Here is a 22124-nt window from a genome sequence, read left to right on the forward strand (position 1 = left end):
AATGAGTAAATTTATTTTTATTACTGGAGGAGTTGTCTCTGGTATAGGTAAGGGAATTAGCGGAGCAAGTATTGGAAGAATGCTAAAAGACAGAGGGATTTCTGTGTTTATGCAAAAATTTGACCCATACTTAAACATAGACCCAGGTACTATGAGTCCTTATCAACATGGAGAAGTTTTTGTAACAAAAGACGGAGCAGAAACTGACCTAGACTTAGGCCATTATGAAAGATTTATTAACGAAGAATTAACTCAAAGATCTAACATTACTACAGGAAAAGTCTACAATGACGTTATCAAAAAAGAAAGACGTGGAGATTATAACGGCAAAACTGTACAAGTTATTCCACATATTACTGATGAAATAAAAAAAGCAGTGTACAAAGCAGCTGAAGAATCACAAGCAGACATTGTTATAACTGAAATCGGCGGAACTGTAGGTGATATTGAATCATTGCCATTCTTGGAAGCAATCAGACAAATCCACGCTGAAAATGAAAAAGAAGATGTATTATTCATTCATACAACTTTGGTTCCAACAATTCCTGGAAGCAATGAACTAAAAACAAAACCAACACAACATTCTTACAAAGAATTAATGAGTTTAGGTATCAAAACAAATGTAATAATCCTTAGAAGTGAGGGAATAGTTACAGATGAATTAAAAGAAAAAATCTCATTATTCTGTGATGTTCCAGTTGAGGCTATTATTCAATCATTTAATGTTGATTTCATTTATGAAGTTCCATTGAAATTCCAAGAACAAAATTTGGATAAATATATCATGAGAAAAATGAAACTTAAATCCAAAGTAGAAGAAGATGGAAAATGGAGAAAAATGATTGAAAACTACAGAAAAGCAACTGAAACTGTAAATATCGGTTTAGTTGGGAAATACACAGAACTTCACGATGCTTATCTTTCTGTAGAACAAGCTTTGATAGATGCAGGATATGCAAACAATCATAAAGTAAATATACGTTGGATTAATTCCGAAGAACTAAGTAAAGATAATATAAAAGAATCATTCGAAGGATTGAATGGTATTATCGTCCCAGGCGGATTTGGTGGCAGAGGCATGGAAGGAATGGTTGAAACTTCAAAATATTGTCGTGAAAACAATATGCCATATTTCGGAATTTGTTTGGGAATGCAAATTGCAGCAATAGATATCGCTAGAAATGTACTTGGTTTAGCTGATGCTAATACAGCGGAAGTTGTTGCTGATTGCAAAAACCCTGTAATAAGTTTAATGAAAGAACAAAGAGATATTGAAGATATAGGTGGAACATTAAGACTTGGTAACTACGAGTGTCACTTGAAAGATAAATCTTTGGCAAAAGAATTGTACGGTGAAGAATTTATTCAAGAAAGACACAGACACAGATATGAATTCAACAACGATTACAGAGAACAATTTGAACAAAATAATGTTGTATTCTCAGGAATTAATGACCAATACAACTTGGTAGAAATGCTTGAAATACCACAAAATAAATTCTTCTTAGGTTGCCAATTCCATCCGGAATTCAAATCAAGACCTAACAAAATTCATCCTTTATTCGATGGATTCATAAAAGCATCCATTGAAAACAAATAAAGAAGGTGGAAGATATTTTACTTGTAATAGATATTGGAAATACTAATATTGTATTGGGTATTTTCAAAAATGATGAGTTGATTTTTGAATGGAGAATATCCACAGATTTGCACAAAACTAGTGATGAATACGCTCTAACATTAAGACAAGCTTTGGAATATTCAAATATTAAAAAATCTGATATAAAAGAAGCTATTATTGGTTCTGTAGTACCAAATCTGATGCCAACTATACCAAAAGCAGTAAAAAAATATTTGGGAATTGAACCATTGATAGTAGATGAAAATATAAAGACGGGAATAGTTAATAAATACGCAAGTCCAAAAGAGGTCGGCGTAGATAGAATAATCAACGCAGTAAGTGCTTGTAAAAAATATTCTACTCCAGTTATTATCGTAGATATTGGAACGGCGATTACTTTCGACTATATTTCGGAAAATAAAGAATATTTGGGAGGAGCAATAGCTCCGGGGATTGCAATTTCATCAGAAGCATTATTTATGAAGACTGCAAAACTACCAAAGATTGAAATAGAAATGCCGGATAAAGTTATTGGAGATAGCACCGTAAAAAGTATGCAATCAGGAGTTGTATTTGGATTTATAGGGTTAATAGATTATATAATTGAAAAAATCCTAGAAGAAAAACACAAAACAAAAGATGAAGTTACAATTATTGCAACTGGTGGTTTTTCTTATTTGATTGCCAAACAATCAAAGTACATTACAATTATTGACAAACTAATCACTTTAGATGGCTTAAAAATTATTAACGAATTAAATAGAAATGATTAAAGAAAAATTAAACTTAAATAGTAATTTGTTTTTGGCACCATTAGCTGGAGTTACAGATATTCCATTTCGAATAATCTGTGGAGAATTGGGAGCGGGGTTGTGCTTTACAGAAATGATAAGTGCCAAAGCACTTTACTATGATGACAAGAAAACTAAAAAACTTTTAGATACAGATCCAAGAGAGAACAATACATCTGTTCAAATATTTGGACACGAACCAGAAATCATTGCATATGCAACTAGATTTCTGACTGAAAATTACAATTTCAAATCAATTGATATAAATATGGGATGTCCTGCACCGAAAATTTTCAAAAACGGTGACGGATCAGCTTTAATGGGAGATTTGAACTTAGCTGAAGATGTTATCAGAGCTTGTAAGAACAACACTGATTTGCCAGTTTCTGTAAAATTCAGACTTGGAATCGATGAAAATTTCATGAATTACATGCAGCTGGCACAAATTTGCGAGAGATTGAAAGTAGATTATATTACACTTCACGCTAGAACAAGAAAAATGTTTTATTCAGGAGAAGCTGATTGGTCTCATATAAAAAGATTAGTGGAAAATGTAGACATACCTGTATTTGGCAATGGCGATTGTTTTACAAAAGAAGACATTAGAAAAAATATGGAATACTCAAATTGCGATGGAGTTTTGTTGGCAAGAGGTGCAATGCAAAATCCATTTATTTTTAGTGATGATGAAATCAAAACGAAAGAAGAAGTTATCGACACAATCAAAAAACACATGCAATTGAAATTGGAATTTTATGAAGAAAAACGTGCGATTTTAGAAATGAGAAAGCATATTCAATGGTATCTGAAAGGATTTAGAAATTCTAATAAAGTTAAGAACAAAATCAATCAATTGACAGACCTTGTTGAAATATACAAAATACTAGATGAATTTAAAAATGAATAGTTTAATCATATACTGAAAACTTGACAATTATGCCTTTTGTTATATAATTTTAGAATATATGGTTAAAATAAGGAGAATAGATTATGGCAGATAAAGAATTTTTATTAACTCAAGAAGGATTAGATCAACACAAAGAAGAACTTGAGTTTTTAAAGACTACTCGCAGAACAGAAATAGCTGAAAAAATTAAAGTTGCTAGAGGATTTGGCGACCTTTCTGAAAACGCAGAATATGATGAAGCTAAGAATGAACAAGCGCAAGTAGAAGAAAGGATTAACTATCTTGAAAACTTGCTATTATATGCAAAAGTTATTAAAGATGACGAAAATCAAAAAGACGTTGTGACTGTGGGCTCAACAGTAACTTACAAAAATTTAAAGTCAAACAAAGAAATGACATATAAAATAGTAGGAACAGCAGAAGCTGATCCTTTTGAAGGTAGAATTTCAAATGAATCACCAACAGGAAAAGCTCTGTTAAATCTAAAAGTTGGTGACACTACTACAGTTGAAACACCAGGTGGAATCGTAGAATTAAAGGTATTAACTGTCAAGAAAGGATAAAAATGGAAAATTTAAACGAAATGCTACAAATTCGTAGACAAAAGTTACAAGAATTATTAGATGCAAATGAAAATCCTTACGTTCATGAAAAATTTGACAATGCTAATAATACAAAAGAAATCCTAGATAACTTTGACGAATTTGACGGAAAAGAAGTTAAAATAGCCGGAAGAATTATGAGTAAAAGAGGACATGGAAAAGTTAACTTCATGGACTTACAAGATTCTGTTGGCAGAATTCAATTATTTAATAAAGTAAATGAATTAGGCGAAGAAAATTATGCAAAAGTAAAAAATATGGATATCGGAGATATCGTTGGTGTAGAAGGATGTATCTTCAAAACACAAAGCGGAGAAGTATCCATTAGAACAAAAACTGTAGATTTATTATCTAAATCATTACAAATATTACCTGAAAAATGGCACGGACTAAAAGATCCGGATTTGAGATATAGACAAAGATATGTGGATTTAATTATGAATCCTGAAATCAAAGATACATTCATAAAAAGATCTAAAATTATTTCAGCAATCAGAGAATTTTTGGATACAAGAGGATTCTTAGAAGTTGATACTCCAATTTTGAACACAATAGCTGGTGGAGCAAATGCTAGACCTTTTATAACTCACCATAACACATTGGATATCGATATGTATTTGCGTATAGCAAACGAATTATACCTAAAGAGATTAATTGTAGGTGGATTCGACAAAGTTTATGAAATGGGCAGAATGTTCAGAAATGAAGGAATGGATCACACTCACAACCCAGAATATACGGCAATAGAATTGTATCAAGCTTACGCTGACTACAATGATATGATGGATATCACAGAACAATTAGTTGCTTTTGTTTGTGAAAAAGTTAATGGATCTATGAAGGCTCAATTTGGAGAAACAGAAATAGACTTTACACCACCATGGAAAAGAATAACAATGGTTGATGCAATAAAAGAATACGCAGACATAAATTTTGATGAAATTGAAACAGATGAACAAGCTCGTGAAGTTGCCAAAGCAAACAATGTTGAAATCTCAGACAATATGTCACGTGGCGAAATTATCAACGAATGTTTCGAACATTTCTGCGAAGAAAAATTAGTTCAACCAACATTTGTATTGGGTCATCCAGTTGAAGTAAGTCCATTGGCTAAGAGAAATCCAGATGATGAAAGATATACTCACAGATTTGAAGCATTTGTATGTACAAAAGAAATCGCAAACGCATTTAGCGAATTGAACAACCCAATAGATCAAAAAGAAAGATTCTTAAAGCAAGTTGAAGCTAGAGAGAATGGCGATGACGAAGCTCAAATGATGGATTATGATTTCTTGAATGCATTAGAAGTAGGACTTCCACCAACAGGCGGTTTGGGAATTGGTGTTGATAGACTTATAATGATGTTAACTAACAACGAATCTATAAGAGATATAATGTTGTTCCCAACAATGAAGCCAATAGGCTTAGAAAAGGCAGAAAATGGGGGTTTGTCAAAAGAAACTTACGAAACTTACGACAAACTTACGACAGAAGAAATTGACCTTTCAAAAGTGAAAGTTGAACCATTATTTGAAGATATGGTAGACTTTGAAACTTTCTCAAAATCTGATTTTAGAGTTGTAAAGGTTAAAAACTGCGAAGAAGTTCCTAAGTCAAAAAAACTTTTGAAATTTACATTAGATGATGGTTCTGAAAAAGAAAGAGTTATTTTATCTGGTATTAAGGAATATTACAGCGCAGAGAGCTTAATTGGAAAGACACTACTTGCAATTTGTAATCTTCCTCCTCGTAAGATGATGGGAATCGACTCAGAAGGTATGATTATATCTGCAATTTGTGAGTATGACGGTGAAGAAAAACTTAACTTAATAATGCTGGATGATAATATTCCAGCAGGATCAAAATTATATTAAAGGACACGCTAATTATGAAACTGGGGTTTGTTATGAATCCCAGTTTAATTTTTAGGAGTATGTATGAGATGGATAATTAGAATAATTTTATTACCGATAAGATTAGTGTTGAGTTTGCTCATAGCTTTTTTAACCTTCATATTAAGTTTGAGTACTGCGTTGTTAAGCGTAGTTTCTACTTTGATTTTTATAATTGGAATAGCTAGCATTTTTCAAGGAGGCAAGCAAATTGTAATTGAAGCACTAATATTAGCATTTTTATTTAGTCCATTTGGATTACCTAAATTAGGTATATATGTTATTGGATTATTAGAATTATTAAACTATACAATAAAATCAATTTGAAGAAAAATAAATATAAGACAACCGTAGACGATAGAAAGCAATAATTCTGTCGTCTTTTTTTATTTTAAAGAGAGGAGGTAGGAATGAATTTTGATTATTTTTATAATAGGCAATCTGAGATGTATAACTTCATTAGGTTACCTATGGTATTAATGGAAGATGAGATTTTTGAGAGCATTTCTATTGAAGCTAAAGTTTTGTATTCATATATGCTTAATCGAATGGGTCTTTCATATAAAAATGGCTGGATAGATGAAGATGGAAAAGTTTTTATTTACTACACAATAGAAAGCATAAAAGAGCAATTTAATTGTGCAAGTGAAAAAGCAAATAAATTAATAGCTGAACTTGATATTAAATCAGGGATAGGACTAATTGAAAAGAAAAGACAAGGACTTGGAAAGCCTAACAGAATTTATGTTAAAGACTTTATGAGCATATTTAATAATATGGAATTAAAAAATCAAGAAGTTCGAAAAACAAAATTCCAGAAGTTCGATAATCGAAATTCAAGAGATTCGAATATCGAAAGTCAAGATTTTCGAAAATCGGAAGGTAACTATAACAATATTAATAATAATGAGTTAAGAAATAATGATTTTAGTAAAGGGCAAAAATCTTATGGAATATATAAAAACATATTTTTGACTGATGAAGAATATAAGGACTTAACAAATGAGTTAGGAAGTAGAATTAATGAATACATTGATAGATTGTCGTCATATATGAAAGCAAATAACAGAGTGTATCAAGATCACAAGGCAACAATAATTAACTGGTATCTTAATGATCAGGCAAAAAACATTAATGATAATACAACAAGAAAAATGAATTACGATATAGGAGAGAGTTTATGAAAAGCTTAAAAGATTTTGTATTAAGAGAAAATGATATTGAAAGAAATGGACATATCTATTGCAAGGTATGTGATAAAAGAGTAGATGGAGAATTAGTTGACCTTGGCTTTACAAAGTTTATTCCCATAATTAAATGTGAATGTGAAATAAAGAGAGATAAGGAAAATGAAGAAAGAGAAAGACTGATGAAAATATCGTCATTGAAAAGAGATTGTTTTTCATCGCCGCTCCAACACCAATATACTTTTGAGAAATTCCTAAATGAAAAAGGTCAAGCCTATAAGGTTGCCTATAATTATGCCAAAAGTTTTGAGCAAATGAAGGAAGACAATGTTGGACTTTTATTTTATGGAGATGTTGGTAGTGGAAAGACTTATCTTGCTTGTTCTATTGCAAATGAATTAATCGAAAGAAAACAAGTTAAAGTTAAGATTATGAATTTATCTCAGGTTATAAATCAAATACAAAAATCAGCATTTAAGCTAGATTCAAATGAAATTATCAGTAACCTCTCTAATATTCCATTGTTAATATTAGATGACCTTGGAATTGAAAGGGATACATCTTATGCAAGAGAGCAAGTATATAACATTATAAACTCAAGATACTTAAAAGGAAGGCCGACAATTTTTACTACAAACTTATCATTGGAAATTATTCAAAATCCTAATATTGAACTTGAGTATCAGAGGATATATTCAAGAATACTTGAAATGACAATACCAGTTAAAGTTACAGGCGAAGATTTTAGAAGAAAAATCCATCAAGAGAAGTTAAGAAAATACAAAGAGTTACTTTTATATGGAGGTGGAATAGATGATTAATGAAGAAGTATCTAGGTCAAGTCTTAATCTTGAAGTAAGACTTGCAAAAGCAACAAGTAAAGCAATTCTTGATGCTTTAAAGAAAGTACACAAGCAAATAGAAGAACAAGGAGGTTTGAAAAATGTAATAAAAAATAACGGAGAAGAAGTAAAACTAAAAGATATGGTTAAAAAGGGACAGTTGGAAGAAATTAATCTAAAAGATCCTGAGTTAAAAGAATTAAAGAAAATTTTAAACAAACACGGAGTGAAGTTTTCTGTTATGAAAGATAAGGAAACTGGTAACCACTCTGTGTTTTTTCAATCTAAGGATATAAAAGTAATGGAACACGCCTTTAAAAAAGCAGTTAAGGCTTCTGAAAAAAAGGCCGATAGAAAAGATTCAATAACGAAGACTATAAATAAGTTTAAAGATATGGCTAAGGACACCATTAGTAAAGATAAAGTTAAAAATAAACATAAGGAGCAAAGCTTATGATAAGTAATTTAAAAACATTTGAAAATCAGAATTTTGGGAAACTCACTGTTATAGAAAAAGACGGTGAGTTTTTCTTTATAGCAAATGAAGTAGCAACTATGTTAGGATATGTTAATCCAAGAAAAGCTGTTTATGACCATGTAGATGAGGAAGATAAGGGTGTAACGAAATGGAACACCCCTGGAGGAATACAGAATATTTCAATAATTAATGAATCAGGATTGTATTCACTTATCCTTTCATCAAAACTACCACAAGCAAAAATATTCAAAGCTTGGGTAACGAGAGAAGTCTTACCAAGTATTAGAAAAAACGGGGGATATATAGTAGGGCAAGAAAAGAAAACTAATGAAGAGTTACTTGCAGATGCAATTCTGGTAGCCAATAGAATTATTGCCGAGAGAGAAGAAGAGATTGAAGAATTAAGACCAAAGGCAGACTATTATGACAAATTAGTAGATTATAACCTACTTACAAACTTTAGAAATACTGCCAAAGAGTTAGGAATACCACAAAATCAATTTATAAGTTTTCTAATGGATAAGGGATTAATTTACAGAGATAAGAAAAAGAAACTCTTACCTTATGCAGATAAGAACAAGGGATATTTTGAAGTAAAAGAATGGATTGATCCACTAGGTACACTTGTAGGAATACAAACATTAATAACACCAAAGGGAAGACACTACCTACTAATTTTATTAGATAGTGAAGGTTTCTACGATGAATAAGATATTAGAAGCCATTCTTTCTGATATTAAAAACCTAATTAAAATAGACAACCCAAAGAAATTTATATTATCAAACATTCCCTATCTATCATTCTTCTACATTGGAAATATCTTTTCTAAGCACATCAATTCTTATGTAGGAGGAGATATTATTGATAAAATAATGGTGGGAATTTCTGATATAGGAACTTTATCTTATATACCAAGCCTTAATCCAAGGGACTTGTTAGTAGGTATTTCAGTTGCTGGTCTTGTTAAGTTAATTGTTTACAGCAAAGGTAAAAACAAAAAGAAATATAGGCAAGGCAAGGAATATGGATCTGCAAGATGGGGAGAAAGTAAGGATATTGCTCCATATATTGACCCTAAGTTTGAAAACAATGTTCTCATAACTAATACCGAAAGACTAACAATGAACTCAAGACCTAAAAACCCTAAATATGCTAGAAATAAAAATGTATTAGTAATAGGTGGTTCTGGATCAGGTAAGACAAGATTTTATGTAAAGCCAAATCTAATGCAAATGCACTCTTCCTATGTAGTAACAGATCCTAAAGGGACACTTGTGTTAGAGTGTGGAAAAATGCTTTATGAAAATGGATATGACATAAAGATATTAAACACAATAAACTTTAAAAAATCTATGAAATATAATCCATTTGCTTATTTGAGAAGTGAAAAAGATATTTTAAAGCTTGTCCAAACTATAATTGCAAATACTAAGGGAGATGGAGAAAAGGCAGGAGAAGATTTCTGGGTAAAGGCTGAGAAGCTATATTACACTGCCCTTATCGGTTATATCTATTATGAAGCACCAGAAGAAGAAAAGAACTTTAAGACACTTTTGGATATGATTGACGCAAGTGAGGTTAGAGAAGATGACGAAACCTATATGAACCCAATTGATAGGCTCTTTGAAGCTCTTGAAAAGAAAGACCCAAGTCATTTTGCAGTTAAGCAATATAAGAAATATAAGCTTGCAGCAGGAAAAACTGCTAAGTCAATTCTAATTTCATGTGGAGCAAGACTTGCTCCTTTTGATATAAGAGAGCTTAGAGAGCTAATGAGTGAAGATGAATTAGAACTTGATAAAATTGGAGATAGAAAAACTGCTTTATTCGTAATAATATCAGATACAGATGATACCTTTAACTTTGTAGTTTCAATAATGTATTCTCAATTATTTAATCTACTATGTGATAAGGCAGATGATGTGTATGGTGGAAGACTTCCAGTTCATGTTAGGTGTCTACTTGATGAGTTTGCAAATATTGGTTTGATTCCTAAATTTGAAAAACTGATTGCGACAATTCGTTCAAGAGAAATATCAGCAAGCATAATACTGCAAGCACAATCTCAATTAAAAGCAATTTACAAAGACCATACAGATACAATAGTTGGTAACTGTGACTCAACACTCTTTCTAGGAGGAAAAGAAAAAACAACAGTAAAAGAGTTATCAGAAACCTTAGGAAAAGAAACCATAGACCTATATAACACATCAGAAACAAGATCCAATCAAAAATCTTTTGGTCTAAATTACCAAAAAACTGGCAAGGAACTTATGAGTCAAGATGAAATAACTGTAATGGATGGCGGTAAGTGTATTTATCAGTTAAGAGGAGTAAGACCTTTTCTATCTGATAAATTCGATATTACAAAGCATAAGAATTACAAGTTGTTGGAAGATTATGATAAGAAAAACTTGTTTGATGTGGAAGAGTATTTAACAAATAGAGATAAAATAAAAATAAACAGGAACAGTTTGATTACAAGATTATGAATTAAGCCTAGGATAAAAATATTTTTGGTATAATATCTATATAAACCATGGAGGTAGGCATATGAGGTCTTATGAAAGTAAGGAAGAATTAAAAAATGAGATAAAGAAAACTTTTGGAAAATATATTTCAGAGTTTGATAATATCCCAGAAGAATTAAAAGATAAAAGAGTAGATCAAGTTGATAGGACACCAGCTGAAAATCTTGCCTATCAAGTAGGTTGGACAACTTTAGTTTTGAAATGGGAAGAAGATGAAAAAAAGGGAATTGAGGTTAGAATGTAGTACCCCCCAAAAGTTGTAGCTAGAAAAGAGGCTACATGAGAAAATATAGTATAGAACTAAAGAAAAAAGTCATAAAAGAATACGAAGAAAAAGAAATAAGTCTAAATGAATTAGCAATAAAATATGATATAAAAAGTCCCAAGAGCATAAGAGAATGGATCAGAAAATACAAGCTTTATGGAACAAGCGGGATAGAGAGTTCTAAAAGTAAACAATATCCTTTAGAGTTAAAGCAAAATGTGATAAAATATGCTTTAACAGAAGATTTAAACTTTAGGGAAATTGCTGATAAATTTGAAATCAGAGACCCAAAGACTGTAAGTGATTGGGTAAGAAAATTTCAAAAAGAAAAAAGCTTCCCTAAAATCAATCTGACAATCGATCTAAAGGAAGAATATTTAAGCATGAAAAAAATCAATCAGAAAAAAGACTACAGCAAAAAAGAAATACAAGAACTACTAGAAGAAAACCTCCATCTAAGAATAGAGAACGACTATTTAAAAGAGCTCAGGAGGCTGGAATTAGAAGAAGACTTGAAAGATGCGATAAAAAATATAAACAAACCAGATCAATCTGCAAAGTCATAACCAGTCTCCGTGAGAAATATCAATTAAAAGACATACTAACAGTAGTAAAAATAAGTAGATCAACCTACATGTACTGGCAAAGAAAAGAAAAAGAAGAAAATCCAGATTCTGAAATCCTAGAAAAAATACTAGAAATAAGAAAAGAACACGAAGATTGGGGATGTAAAAGAATCCATGGATATCTAATCCAAGTAATAGGCATGAAAATAAATATAAAGAAAGTTCACAGAATAATAAAAGAAAACAATCTTCAAGTAAAAACATATCATAAGAGAAACGGAAGATACAACTCATACAGAGGAAAAGTAGGAGAAGTAGCAGACAATATAATAGACAGAAACTTTAAATCAGATAAACCACACAAAAAGATAACAACAGACACAACAGAATTCAAATACTACGAAAAGGATAAATCTGGGACCTATCAAATAAAGAAAGCCTACCTAAACCCATATCTAGACATGTACAACTCCGAAATAATAAGCTACTCAATAAGAAAGAATCCAAACTACAAAGCAGTAGAAGAAGCCCTAGATAAAGCATTAGACGTAACAAAAGACCAAAAAGATGTAATCTATCATTCAGATCAAGGATGGTTGTATCAGATACCAAGATATGTAAATAAGTTAAAAGACCATGGAATAACCCAATCAATGTCAAGGAAAGGCAATTGTCTAGACAACTCAATAATGGAAAACTTCTTCTCATTATTAAAACAAGAAATGTACAACAAAAAAACATTCTATAGCTATGAAGAATTAGAACAAGCAATAATAGAATATATAGACTACTACAACCATAAAAGAATAAAAGAAAAGCTTGGATATATGAGCCCAGTTGAATATAGGTTAAGCAAGGAAAATAACAAAGAAAGCGTGAAATTTAATAAATTGCCCTTTTCTATAGAAAAGGGATCAACAACTAAAAATCACGCCAACTCGTATGTTTGTAAGTGAGAATTAGAAGTACAACTTTTTAGGAGTACCATAAAACGCCATCTGACAAATTTAAGTGGAATCAACTTGGAGAATTGTATCAATGGTTTACAGATACCTATGCTCATAAATCGTTAAAGGAATTAAAAGAACAACTATCACAGAATATAGAAGATATTTACTCTTTGATAGATAATCTTACAGAGGAAGAATTATTTAAACCACATATGAGAAAATGGGCAGATGAAGCAACAAAAACTGCAACTTGGGAAGTATATAAATTTATCCATGTAAATACAGTAGCACCATTTGGAACATTTAGGACTAAGATTAGAAAATGGAAAAAACTTAATAATTTTGTGAATGTAATTAAATAATAAGGTTGGTGCTTTAATTGAATTATGAAAAATTTAAAAAAATAATAAATAGAAAAACCTCTATAATAGTATTAGATACAAATGTAATACTTGACTTAGCTCGATATTCATTATACAGTAGCAAAAACATATTAGAAATTTTCAAGGAGTGTAAGGATTTAATATGGATTCCGAATCAAGTGTATAAAGAATTTAATAAAAATAAATATAGCGTATTCGGACAATTGAAAAAAAAGTATCAAAATTTTGAAAAAGATTTACTAAGAGTAATTGAAAGGAGTCAAAAAAATTTAGAGAGTGTCTTGATTAAATCATCTAAATATAATTATTTTGGAAGAAAAAATTTGGAGAATGATTTAAATAACAAGTTAGTTGAATTAAAACAAATAATCAAATCTTATAAAAATAGTGTTGGTATTGAATATGATGAAATAACAACAGATTCTCCTGAAATAATTAAAGATATAGATAATCTTATTTCATATTTAGAAAAAAATAATAGGATAGGTAATAGGATAAGGTTTAGTGAACAATTAAAAATTATTAGAGAGGGTGAACTTAGGTATAAATATAAAATTCCGCCTGGATATGAGGACATTAATAAAGATGGAGTTGAAAAATTTGGAGATTTATTTGTTTGGAAAGAGATATTAGATTTACCAGTTGAAAAATCAGTAAAAGATATTATTTTTATTACGAATGATATAAAAGAAGACTGGTGGAGTAAGGATAGTCAAGATAATTTAGTAGTTCACGATAAATTATTAAGTGAATTTAAAGAAAAAAATCCAAATGTAAATATTGAATTTTTAACAACAGGAATGTTTCAGAATTTCGCTTCAAAAGTATATGATAGATATGATTTTAATGTTTATGTAGATTTAAATAGAAAAGATGTGTCATATGTAGAAAGAGTAAAACAAGATATTTCTAATGATATAGTTGACAGTATTTATAATAACAACTATTATTATCTAGAATCGTATGTTATTGGAAGTGAGGGTATTGAAGAATTAGATATAAATAATTGTGAATTCAATGAGATATTAGATACTTATGAAGAGTTTACAGACGAGATTGTTAGTATAACTTATGAGCTAGAATATTTAATAAATTTAAGTTGTGTATCCTTTGATTATTGGGGACGTGATGATGATACAAAAGAAGTCATACAATCACCACCAATAGAACAAGAATTTAGTGGAAGTGTCATAGTTAATGTCACAAGATTAATTAATAAAGATGATATCGAAGAAGATTCTTTTTATATTAATAATGATAAAGAATATACAGATATTGAAATAATTGAAATTCAGATAGATCAAGATTCTATAAACAAAAATGAAGAAGACTACGATGACTCTTATTTAGAAGAGGAGAATTACAATAATGATTATGCATTTATTTGCTCTAAATGTGGAAAGGGATTTAAGGATAGGCGAGAAGATGTAGGTGGTATTTGTCGAGATTGTTCATTTAATGATTAATAATATAGGATATTTTATTAAAGCAGTAATTATAAAGTTTACTGCTTTTTTTATACTCAAAATTAGGAGGTTAAGATGTTAAGGATAAGAGCTCCTACTTAGAACAATTTAATAAGGAATAATGTATAGCGATTGGAAATAAATAGATCCAGTCGCTTTTTTAATTGAAATTTATAGATTAAGGAGAAGAAATTAATGGATAGAGAAATGATAAATATTAATGCAAATTTAGTTAAAGAAGTGGAATTATCAGAATTTGAAAGAGATGGAGAAAAAGTAGATGTAGCAAATTTTACTCTCATTAAAAAATATGGTAAAGGAAAAGAATATATAAATTGTTCAGTCTACGGAGAAAAAAGCGAACGTGCAAAAGAATTAGATAAAGGAGATCTAATCCATGTCTTTGGATATTTCAAAGAAAACAAAAAAGGAGATAAGGTCTACAAGAATTTTATAGTTAAATCACTAAATAAAATAGAAAATAAGAAAGAAAACGAGGAGGAATAATATGGAATTTTTTACAGCTGGAGTTGGAGTTTTAAAGACACTTGTAACTGCAATTGGTGCAGGTTTAGGAGCATGGGGAGTTATTAACTTAATGGAAGGTTATGGTAATGATAACCCTGGTGCTAAATCTCAAGGTATTAAGCAGCTTATGGCTGGTGGGGGAATTGTACTAATCGGTATTAAATTAATTCCACTACTTGCAAATGCTTTAAAATAGGAGAAAGTCTATGTTTGGTATCTTTGACAAGCTAACTGAATTTTTTAAGGATATGCTACTCGGAGGTATCAAAGCAAATCTTGAGTCCATGTTCTTAGATATAAATGACAAGGTAGGAGTTATTGCAACTGATGTTGGGAAGACACCAATGGGTTGGAATGGAGAAGTGTATAACTTCATAAAAAACATTAATGATAATGTGATCGTTCCAATAGCAGGTCTTATCATAACAGCAGTTTTATGTATTGAACTCATAAATATGGTTATGCAAAAGAATAATATGCACGATACAGATACTTTTGAGTTTTTTAAATACATTATAAAGATGTTTATAGCAGTCTACCTTGCAAGCCATGCCTTTGAATTTTCAATGGCAGTCTTTGATGTGGCACAAAATCTTGTAAACAAAGCGGCAGGGGTAATCACTACTTCTGCCACTGTTTCAGGAGATCAGATAGTTGCAATGGTTGATACATTAAAAGAAAAAGATGTTGGTGCATTAATAATGATATTAGTTGAAACAAGCCTTGTAAGGATTGCAATTCAATGTATATCTTTAACTATTACCTTAATAGTATATGGGCGTATGTTTGAAATATATGTCTACTCATCAGTATCATCCATACCATTTGCGACTATGGGAAATAAAGAATGGGGTCAGATTGGAACAAATTATATCAAGGGACTTTTTGCCTTGGGACTACAAGGTTTGTTTTTGATGATATGTTTAGGTATCTACACCGTTTTAATAAGAACGGTACAGGTTACAGATATTCACGCAAGCTTGTTTAGTATATTAGGATATGCTCTACTACTTGGACTTATGATGTTTAAGAGTGGAACAGTTGCAAAAAGTATTATGAATACGCACTAGGAGGAATAAATGTTAAAAAAGAAAAATTGTGCTTTATTGGGACTTGGAATTTTATTGGGAGGAACTTATGAAATCTTAAAAGAGAAAAAAAGAAATGAAGAGATTAGAAACTTAAGGAAAAGAATAAATAGACTCGGAAGATGTCATAATGAATTTGTTATGTATCAAGGAGAATACAATGACAAAAATGAAGAAAAACAAGAAGAATTAGAAGAAAGAATTAGCTACCTGGAAGAAGAAACAACATCTAATTATGACCATATACTTGAACTTTCCAAAGAAGAAGTAGAGGGAGATTAAAATGGCGTATGTACCAATACCAAAAGATTTGGACAAGATTAAAACAAAGGTTGCCTTTAACTTAACTAAAAGACAACTTATAGGTTTTTCTGTGGCAGGACTAATTGGCATACCAACCTATTTATTTATGAAGAAATATCTACCTAATGATGTTTCAATTATTGTAATGCTAATAGTAACCCTGCCAATCTTTTTTATAACCTTATATGAAAAAGACACCTTAACCTTTGAAAAATATTTTAGATTTTTCTATCTTCATAAGTTTTATCAACCAACTAAGAGAATAAGAAAGGGGGCATACCTTGAAGCAAAGAAAAAAGCAAATCAGCGACTTAAATCTAAGGGAAAAACAATTAAAAAAAGACCGAAAGGAAGTAAGAAGGCTAAAAACAAAGAAAGATCCAACAAATAGTCTTCTAAGTGTACTTTTAAAAAAAGAGAAAAAGAGATTTACTGTTGAGGATACAATTCCATATATAAGAATGTTACCAGAGGGCATTTGCCAGTTAGATGAAAAAAATTATTCAAAGACAATTTCATTTCAAGATATAAATTACCAGTTGGCATTGGAAGAAGATAGAGATTTAATCTTTAACCAATTTGCCAACTTTTTAAATTCTTTTGATCCAAGTGTCCACATTGAACTTTCATATGTAAATCAATTAGGAAGAAATATAGACCTACAAGACGCAATTAAAATTGCTGATAAGGGAGACTTCTATGACGATGTAAGAAAAGAGTTTAGGGAGATGTTAAAGCTTCAACTTGCAAAGGGAAATAACGGACTTAAAAAGATGAAGTATATAACCTTTACCACAGAAGCCGATAACCTAGAGCAAGCAAGAGCAAAGTTAAATAGACTTGAAGTAGATATTTTATCTAACTTTAAATCTATGGGAGTAAGAGCAGAAACTCTTGATGGCGAAGAAAGACTAAGGCTTGTTCATGATATGTTAAATCCAGACAAAAACTTTGATTTTTCATATAAAGATTTGAAGAAGAAAGAGTCTACAAAATCACATATAACTCCCAATATCTTTAATTTTGCACCAGCAAATAATTTTAAATTTGGGAAATTCATTGGAGCAGTAAGCCATTTTCAAATACTTGCAAGTGAGTTATCAGACAGAATGTTATCTGAATTTTTAGATATTGATGACAATATTTATGTAGCTTTTCATATAGATGTAGTTGAACAAGCAGAAGCTATTAAACTCATTAAGAGAAAAAACACAGACTTAGACAGAATGAAAATCGAAGAACAAAAGAAAGCAGTTCGTGCTGGATATGATATGGATATTATTCCTTCAGATATAAATACTTTTGGTGCTGATGTTAAGTCCATGTTATCTGACTTACAAAATAGAGATGAAAGGCTCTTTGTAGTTACCATAGTAATGATGAATTTTGCTAGGACTAATCAAAAACTAGAAAACACCATTGCTCAAATTTCATCAATTGCAAATAGACATAATTGTCAAGTGAAAAGATTATCTCACCAACAAGAGCAAGGACTTGTTTCTGCCTTACCTTTAGGAGTTAATCAAGTCGAAATAAAAAGATTTTTAACTTCATCATCAACGGCAGTATTTATGCCTTTTACAACAGAAGAGCTATTTATTGATTCGGCAAATTCTTTGTACTATGGATTAAATGCTCTTAGCCAAAACTTGATTATGGCAGATAGGAAGAAACTTAAGAATCCTAACGGATTAATATTGGGTACACCAGGTTCTGGTAAATCTTTCTCGGCAAAGAGAGAGATGGCAAATGCAATTCTTGTAACAGACGATGATGTAATTATTTGTGATCCTGAAGGCGAGTATTCAAACCTTGTAAAACAATTTAATGGAGAAGTTATTAAAGTTTCGGCAAAGTCAAAGGACTACCTAAATCCACTAGATATTAATATGAACTATGGAGATGGGGACGCACCTTTAAAGGATAAGGCAAACTTCATAATGTCTATGCTTGAACTTGTAGTAGGAGGATCTGGTCTTACTGCTGCAGAAAAATCTGTTATAGATAGGTGCTTACCAAAGATATATCAAAAGTATTTTGAAGACCCAAGACCAGAAAATATGCCTATATTAGGAGATTTATACGATATGCTCCTATCCCAAGAAGAGGGAGTTGGTAGGAAGCTCGCAACAGAAATGGAAATTTATGTTAAGGGAAGTCTTAATGTCTTTAATAATAGGTCAAATGTTGACCTAAATAGACAATTGCTTTGTTTTGATATAAAAGAGCTAGGAACACAACTTAAAAAAATAGGTATGCTTGTAATTCAAGACCAAGTTTGGAACAAGGTTTCCCTAAATAGAGGAAGCAAGTCTACAAGATACTATATAGATGAGTTCCACCTTTTATTAAAAGACCCACAAACTGCTTCATATTCAGTAGAAATCTGGAAAAGATTTAGAAAATGGGGTGGTATTCCAACAGGCATAACTCAAAACGTAAAAGACCTTTTAACAAGTCAGGAAATTGAAAATATCTTTGACAATACAGACTTTGTTCTAATGTTAAATCAAGCATCTGGAGATAGGGATATTCTTGCTAAGAAATTAAAAATATCGCCTTATCAGTTAAACTATATTACTAACTCAAATGCAGGTGAGGGACTATTATTCTTTGGAAATACTATTGTTCCCTTTGTAGATAAATTCCCTAAAGACACCATGTTATATAAGCTAATGACAACAAAACCAGAAGAAGCTAAGTAGGTGTGATATGGATAAAAAACTAAAAAAAGATTTTCAAAAGAAAATTATACGAAATAGGGATGCTCCTGAAAAGAATGTAGATAGTAAACTTGTTCATTCAGATGATTATACCAATAAGATAATTAAGACTAAGGATAGGTTCGGAGATAAAATATCAGAAAAAGAATCTAAACTTATCCATGAGAATGTATTAGCTAAAGATCAAAAACAAGATAAATTAAAAGATTTTCAGAAGTCTAAAAACAAGGAAAGAATCAGAAAAGAAGTTTTAGATAATAAGGATAAGGCTGGAGGAACAAAACAAGCTAATCTTGAAATAAGGACAGATGAGAGCTTTAAACTTGATGAAGACTTAGATGTAGACTTCAAAAAGGTGAATTTTGATAGTGAAAACAGTAGAAATATTAATTCTAATAAACTAACAACAGATGATATTTCAGCGAACTCTGAAGTAATAAGCAATAAGAAGCCATCAAGTAAAAGACAAGTTCTTAAAAATTATGAAGATAAACTTATCCATAGTAAAGATAAATTCCAAGGCAAAATCAACGAGAAAGAGTCTAAGCGAATCCAGACAAGTGAAGATAAACCTATCGAAGCAAAGAAAAGCAAGAGAATATATAGAAAAGATAAGCTTGTTAAAGATGAAGTAAGTAAGAACGAGAGTAATACTAGTATCGATAAAAAGCAAAAGCAGAAGCTTTATCAAGAAAAGAAGTTTAGAGATAAGGGAAAAATTTCTAAAGAAATAGATAAAGAAAGTAAGCTAAGCCAAGTTGATACAGATAAGACTTTTGATAATTCTGAGCTTAAAGAATTTATAAAAGATGAAAAGGAAACAAGCCTTAAAACTTCAGAACAAAAGAAAGTTAATAAAAAGAAGACTTACTATAAGAGAAAAAATTATGAGAGTGATAAATTCACTCGAAAGAAAATCGATGACTTAAAAAATGAATCTAAGAAAGGTACACCGAAAGATTCTAAGAAATCACCAGATGTTAAAGATTTTATCTCAGATAAAAAGATTGGAGAGCTTGAAAAGTCTAAAAGCAAGCTAAAGGATAATATTTTAAAGAATAAAACTAAAGGAAGTCTATCTTCTGGGGTTTTATTATCTGGAGCAAAGTCTTCAGAGTTAGTGAGAGATTATTTAAGTTCAGGATCTGACAATACTGGTGTAGAATCTGGAGAAAAGGTCGCTAATGTAAGCTCTAAACTCCAGCATGGAATAAGGAAGTATAAGCTAGACAAAAAGAAAAAGTCCTTAAAAAAGCTATCTAAACTTGATAAGAAAATAAGAAAGAGAAAAAGCAAGCTGGAGTTTAAAAGCGGCTTGGAAGATTTAAAAAAATCAGATGCCTATATAAAGAAAAATAGATTTAATAAGTTTTACCAGAGAAAGCAAATGAAGAGCATGATAGCTAAAAAGCACGAAACAAGACTTGTAGATAGAGTTAAAAAAGCTATTTTAAGTCTAGGTAAGGCTTCTAAAGAGCTGATTGTTAGAAAAAGTAAGATGGTTCTATTTCTAGTAATAGGACTAGGTCTTATGCTATCAATCATGATTGGTGGTGGAAGTGTTGGCATGAGTGGATTAAGCAACGCTGTTAACTCAGTAATGACAACAACATACCTATCACAAGATACAGTTCTAAATGAAGTTAATCAAGAATTTTCATCAATGGAATATGACCTACAATCACAAATAGAAAGTGTAAAAACAAGTCATCCTGGATATGACGAATACATTATAAATAAAGAAGGAGAAATTGGTCATAATACCCATGAACTTTTATCCTATATAACTTCAAGATGTGGAGAAGTAAAATCAGCATCTGAAGTAAAAGGAATTTTAAAAGAACTTTTCGATAAGATATATAAACTTGATTTTAAGGAAGAAATTGAAATCAGAACAAGAACAGTAGCAAGAACAAGATATGATAGTCGTGGCAATCCTTATACTAGCTATGAAAAAGAAGAGTACGAATATAAAAAGTTAATTGTAACTTTAAAGAAAAAAGGTATGGATGAAGTAGTTAGAGAAATATTTAAAGATTATCCAGACAATGTAGTTCATTATGAAGCTCTTCTTGAAGCTAAGGGAAATATGGGAGATGTTTTTGGATCAGGAAATGGGGACTTAGGAGAAATAGTAGACAATCCAAACTTTGGAAATCCTGGTCTAGCTTTTGATTCAGCTACTGCCAAGGCTCTTTTTAATGAAGCAGAAAAACATATAGGAAAAAGATATGTATTTGGAGCAAGTGGACCATCTAACTTTGACTGCTCAGGTTTTGTATGTTGGTCATTCACAAAGTCAGGAGTAAAGAGAATGCCAAGAACAACTGCATGGAGAATATACAAAGACTATTGTAACCCAGTAAGTCCAAGTGAAGCTCAACCTGGAGATATTATATTTTTCCACTCAACATATAACAGTGGAACACCAATATCTCACGTAGGAATATACGCAGGTAACGGAATGATGATTCACGCAGGAGATCCAATTCAATACACATCAATAAATTCAAAATATTGGAAATCACACTTTTATGGTTTTGGAAGACCAAGATAGAAGGGAGATATTATGTGAACAGAAAACTTGTAAGTATTAGGAATAAAAAGAAAAAAATAGAAGAGAAATTGAAAGATTTAAATGCAAAATACAAGGAAATTTGCGATGAAGAAATACAAGTTGAAAATGAAGAAATAATTGTAACTCTTAGGAGGAACAATATTAGCTTGGAAGAATTAATGGAGAAAATCAATGATAGAAAAAGAGAAGAAAAATTAAAAGAAAAGGAGAACATTCATAATGAAGAAATTTAATACGAACAGACTAAGAGCCTTTTTTATGGCTCTTTTATTAGTTTTAACATCAACTGTGCATACAAGTGCGTTTGCAAAGTCTGATGTTACTTGGACGGAAGATGATTTTATATATTCCTCTGAGGGAAATATAATTGCCTTTAGTGATAAGGGCTTAGAAAAGAAAGAGAAGACAAATATTCTAGTATT

At 30.7% G+C, this 22124-nt stretch carries 22 protein-coding genes and 3 pseudogenes; all 25 read left to right on the forward strand.

Annotated elements, in window-relative coordinates:
* The first annotated feature begins 1 nt into the window (after window position 1).
* Complete coding sequence (locus GKG01_RS06225) at window positions 2–1600, forward strand: CTP synthase (protein ID WP_154271831.1); 1599 nt, start codon at window positions 2–4, stop codon at window positions 1598–1600.
* Between the two features lie 5 nt (window positions 1601–1605).
* On the forward strand, window positions 1606–2394 hold the full coding sequence (locus GKG01_RS06230; RefSeq protein WP_110058073.1) for a type III pantothenate kinase: 789 nt from the start codon (window positions 1606–1608) through the stop codon (window positions 2392–2394).
* The gene (gene dusB / locus GKG01_RS06235) at window positions 2387–3319 is read left to right on the forward strand and encodes a tRNA dihydrouridine synthase DusB (protein WP_154271832.1); all 933 of its coding nucleotides are present in this window, start codon (window positions 2387–2389) and stop codon (window positions 3317–3319) included. The genes GKG01_RS06230 and dusB overlap by 8 nt, the downstream gene beginning before the upstream one ends.
* Window positions 3320–3402: 83 nt before the next feature.
* Window positions 3403–3882: a transcription elongation factor GreA gene (gene greA, locus GKG01_RS06240; protein ID WP_094207265.1), complete on the forward strand. Its 480-nt coding sequence runs from the start codon at window positions 3403–3405 to the stop codon at window positions 3880–3882.
* A 2-nt stretch (window positions 3883–3884) separates the two neighbouring features.
* Window positions 3885–5795 carry a lysine--tRNA ligase gene (gene lysS, locus GKG01_RS06245; protein WP_154271833.1) on the forward strand — a complete coding sequence of 637 codons (1911 nt, stop codon included), beginning with the start codon at window positions 3885–3887 and terminating at the stop codon, window positions 5793–5795.
* Window positions 5796–5858: 63 nt separating this feature from the next.
* Complete coding sequence (locus GKG01_RS06250; protein ID WP_154271834.1) at window positions 5859–6140, forward strand: CD1845 family protein; 282 nt, start codon at window positions 5859–5861, stop codon at window positions 6138–6140.
* An 83-nt stretch (window positions 6141–6223) separates the two neighbouring features.
* Window positions 6224–6997 carry a replication initiator protein A gene (locus GKG01_RS06255; RefSeq protein WP_154271835.1) on the forward strand — a complete coding sequence of 258 codons (774 nt, stop codon included), beginning with the start codon at window positions 6224–6226 and terminating at the stop codon, window positions 6995–6997.
* Window positions 6994–7821 (forward strand): ATP-binding protein, encoded by an 828-nt coding sequence (locus GKG01_RS06260; protein WP_154271836.1) that lies wholly within the window; start codon window positions 6994–6996, stop codon window positions 7819–7821. The genes GKG01_RS06255 and GKG01_RS06260 overlap by 4 nt, the downstream gene beginning before the upstream one ends.
* Window positions 7814–8299: a PcfB family protein gene (locus GKG01_RS06265; RefSeq protein WP_002839711.1), complete on the forward strand. Its 486-nt coding sequence runs from the start codon at window positions 7814–7816 to the stop codon at window positions 8297–8299. Before GKG01_RS06260 ends, GKG01_RS06265 begins: the two co-directional genes overlap by 8 nt.
* On the forward strand, window positions 8296–9030 hold the full coding sequence (locus GKG01_RS06270; protein WP_154271837.1) for a phage antirepressor KilAC domain-containing protein: 735 nt from the start codon (window positions 8296–8298) through the stop codon (window positions 9028–9030). Before GKG01_RS06265 ends, GKG01_RS06270 begins: the two co-directional genes overlap by 4 nt.
* Window positions 9023–10813, forward strand: coding sequence for a VirD4-like conjugal transfer protein, CD1115 family (locus tag GKG01_RS06275; RefSeq protein ID WP_154271838.1), 1791 nt, complete (start codon window positions 9023–9025; stop codon window positions 10811–10813). The genes GKG01_RS06270 and GKG01_RS06275 overlap by 8 nt, the downstream gene beginning before the upstream one ends.
* Before the next feature lie 61 nt (window positions 10814–10874).
* Window positions 10875–11090, forward strand: a pseudogene (locus tag GKG01_RS06280) (ClbS/DfsB family four-helix bundle protein); the annotation flags it as partial.
* 41 nt (window positions 11091–11131) lie between these two features.
* Window positions 11132–11434 (forward strand): annotated as a pseudogene (locus tag GKG01_RS09305) (transposase); the annotation flags it as partial.
* Between the two features lie 56 nt (window positions 11435–11490).
* Window positions 11491–12639: an IS3 family transposase gene (locus GKG01_RS06290; RefSeq protein ID WP_347233094.1), complete on the forward strand. Its 1149-nt coding sequence runs from the start codon at window positions 11491–11493 to the stop codon at window positions 12637–12639.
* A gap of 32 nt (window positions 12640–12671) precedes the next feature.
* Window positions 12672–12995 (forward strand): annotated as a pseudogene (locus tag GKG01_RS06295) (ClbS/DfsB family four-helix bundle protein); the annotation flags it as partial.
* Window positions 12996–13012: 17 nt separating this feature from the next.
* Window positions 13013–14482 carry a PIN-like domain-containing protein gene (locus GKG01_RS06300; RefSeq protein ID WP_001105422.1) on the forward strand — a complete coding sequence of 490 codons (1470 nt, stop codon included), beginning with the start codon at window positions 13013–13015 and terminating at the stop codon, window positions 14480–14482.
* Window positions 14483–14677: 195 nt separating this feature from the next.
* Window positions 14678–14989, forward strand: coding sequence for a hypothetical protein (locus GKG01_RS06305; protein WP_002839977.1), 312 nt, complete (start codon window positions 14678–14680; stop codon window positions 14987–14989).
* A gap of 1 nt (window position 14990) precedes the next feature.
* On the forward strand, window positions 14991–15206 hold the full coding sequence (locus GKG01_RS06310; RefSeq protein WP_000394203.1) for a Maff2 family mobile element protein: 216 nt from the start codon (window positions 14991–14993) through the stop codon (window positions 15204–15206).
* A gap of 10 nt (window positions 15207–15216) precedes the next feature.
* Window positions 15217–16080 carry a VirB6/TrbL-like conjugal transfer protein, CD1112 family gene (locus GKG01_RS06315; protein ID WP_019138740.1) on the forward strand — a complete coding sequence of 288 codons (864 nt, stop codon included), beginning with the start codon at window positions 15217–15219 and terminating at the stop codon, window positions 16078–16080.
* 9 nt (window positions 16081–16089) lie between these two features.
* On the forward strand, window positions 16090–16380 hold the full coding sequence (locus GKG01_RS06320) for a hypothetical protein (protein WP_154271841.1): 291 nt from the start codon (window positions 16090–16092) through the stop codon (window positions 16378–16380).
* A 1-nt stretch (window position 16381) separates the two neighbouring features.
* A complete protein-coding gene (locus GKG01_RS06325) occupies window positions 16382–16792 on the forward strand; it encodes a PrgI family protein (protein ID WP_154271842.1) in 411 nt (136 codons plus the stop codon).
* Entirely contained in the window at window positions 16683–19106 is a 2424-nt protein-coding gene (locus GKG01_RS06330; protein ID WP_154271843.1) for a VirB4-like conjugal transfer ATPase, CD1110 family, read from the forward strand. Before GKG01_RS06325 ends, GKG01_RS06330 begins: the two co-directional genes overlap by 110 nt.
* Before the next feature lie 7 nt (window positions 19107–19113).
* Window positions 19114–21681, forward strand: coding sequence for a C40 family peptidase (locus tag GKG01_RS06335; RefSeq protein ID WP_154271844.1), 2568 nt, complete (start codon window positions 19114–19116; stop codon window positions 21679–21681).
* A 14-nt stretch (window positions 21682–21695) separates the two neighbouring features.
* Window positions 21696–21935, forward strand: a complete 240-nt coding sequence (locus GKG01_RS06340; RefSeq protein WP_002838498.1) for a hypothetical protein — start codon at window positions 21696–21698, stop codon at window positions 21933–21935.
* A partial coding sequence (locus tag GKG01_RS06345; RefSeq protein ID WP_206670693.1) for a hypothetical protein occupies window positions 21922–22124 on the forward strand: 203 nt, incomplete at its 3' end. The genes GKG01_RS06340 and GKG01_RS06345, both read left to right, overlap by 14 nt.

Source organism: Finegoldia sp. BIOML-A4, assembly GCF_009679635.1.
In the GTDB taxonomy this organism is placed as follows: domain Bacteria; phylum Bacillota; class Clostridia; order Tissierellales; family Peptoniphilaceae; genus Finegoldia; species Finegoldia magna.

Bases quoted from the DNA above. Each gene is read 5' to 3' on its own strand.
- GKG01_RS06225 (WP_154271831.1), top strand. From the start codon at position 2: ATGAGTAAATTTATTTTTATTACTGGAGGAGTTGTCTCTGGTATAGGT.
- dusB (WP_154271832.1), top strand. From the start codon at position 2,387: ATGATTAAAGAAAAATTAAACTTAAATAGTAATTTGTTTTTGGCACCA.
- greA (WP_094207265.1), top strand. From the start codon at position 3,403: ATGGCAGATAAAGAATTTTTATTAACTCAAGAAGGATTAGATCAACAC.
- lysS (WP_154271833.1), top strand. From the start codon at position 3,885: ATGGAAAATTTAAACGAAATGCTACAAATTCGTAGACAAAAGTTACAA.
- GKG01_RS06250 (WP_154271834.1), top strand. From the start codon at position 5,859: ATGAGATGGATAATTAGAATAATTTTATTACCGATAAGATTAGTGTTG.
- GKG01_RS06255 (WP_154271835.1), top strand. From the start codon at position 6,224: ATGAATTTTGATTATTTTTATAATAGGCAATCTGAGATGTATAACTTC.
- GKG01_RS06260 (WP_154271836.1), top strand. From the start codon at position 6,994: ATGAAAAGCTTAAAAGATTTTGTATTAAGAGAAAATGATATTGAAAGA.
- GKG01_RS06265 (WP_002839711.1), top strand. From the start codon at position 7,814: ATGATTAATGAAGAAGTATCTAGGTCAAGTCTTAATCTTGAAGTAAGA.
- GKG01_RS06270 (WP_154271837.1), top strand. From the start codon at position 8,296: ATGATAAGTAATTTAAAAACATTTGAAAATCAGAATTTTGGGAAACTC.
- GKG01_RS06275 (WP_154271838.1), top strand. From the start codon at position 9,023: ATGAATAAGATATTAGAAGCCATTCTTTCTGATATTAAAAACCTAATT.
- GKG01_RS06305 (WP_002839977.1), top strand. From the start codon at position 14,678: ATGGATAGAGAAATGATAAATATTAATGCAAATTTAGTTAAAGAAGTG.
- GKG01_RS06310 (WP_000394203.1), top strand. From the start codon at position 14,991: ATGGAATTTTTTACAGCTGGAGTTGGAGTTTTAAAGACACTTGTAACT.
- GKG01_RS06315 (WP_019138740.1), top strand. From the start codon at position 15,217: ATGTTTGGTATCTTTGACAAGCTAACTGAATTTTTTAAGGATATGCTA.
- GKG01_RS06320 (WP_154271841.1), top strand. From the start codon at position 16,090: ATGTTAAAAAAGAAAAATTGTGCTTTATTGGGACTTGGAATTTTATTG.
- GKG01_RS06325 (WP_154271842.1), top strand. From the start codon at position 16,382: ATGGCGTATGTACCAATACCAAAAGATTTGGACAAGATTAAAACAAAG.
- GKG01_RS06335 (WP_154271844.1), top strand. From the start codon at position 19,114: ATGGATAAAAAACTAAAAAAAGATTTTCAAAAGAAAATTATACGAAAT.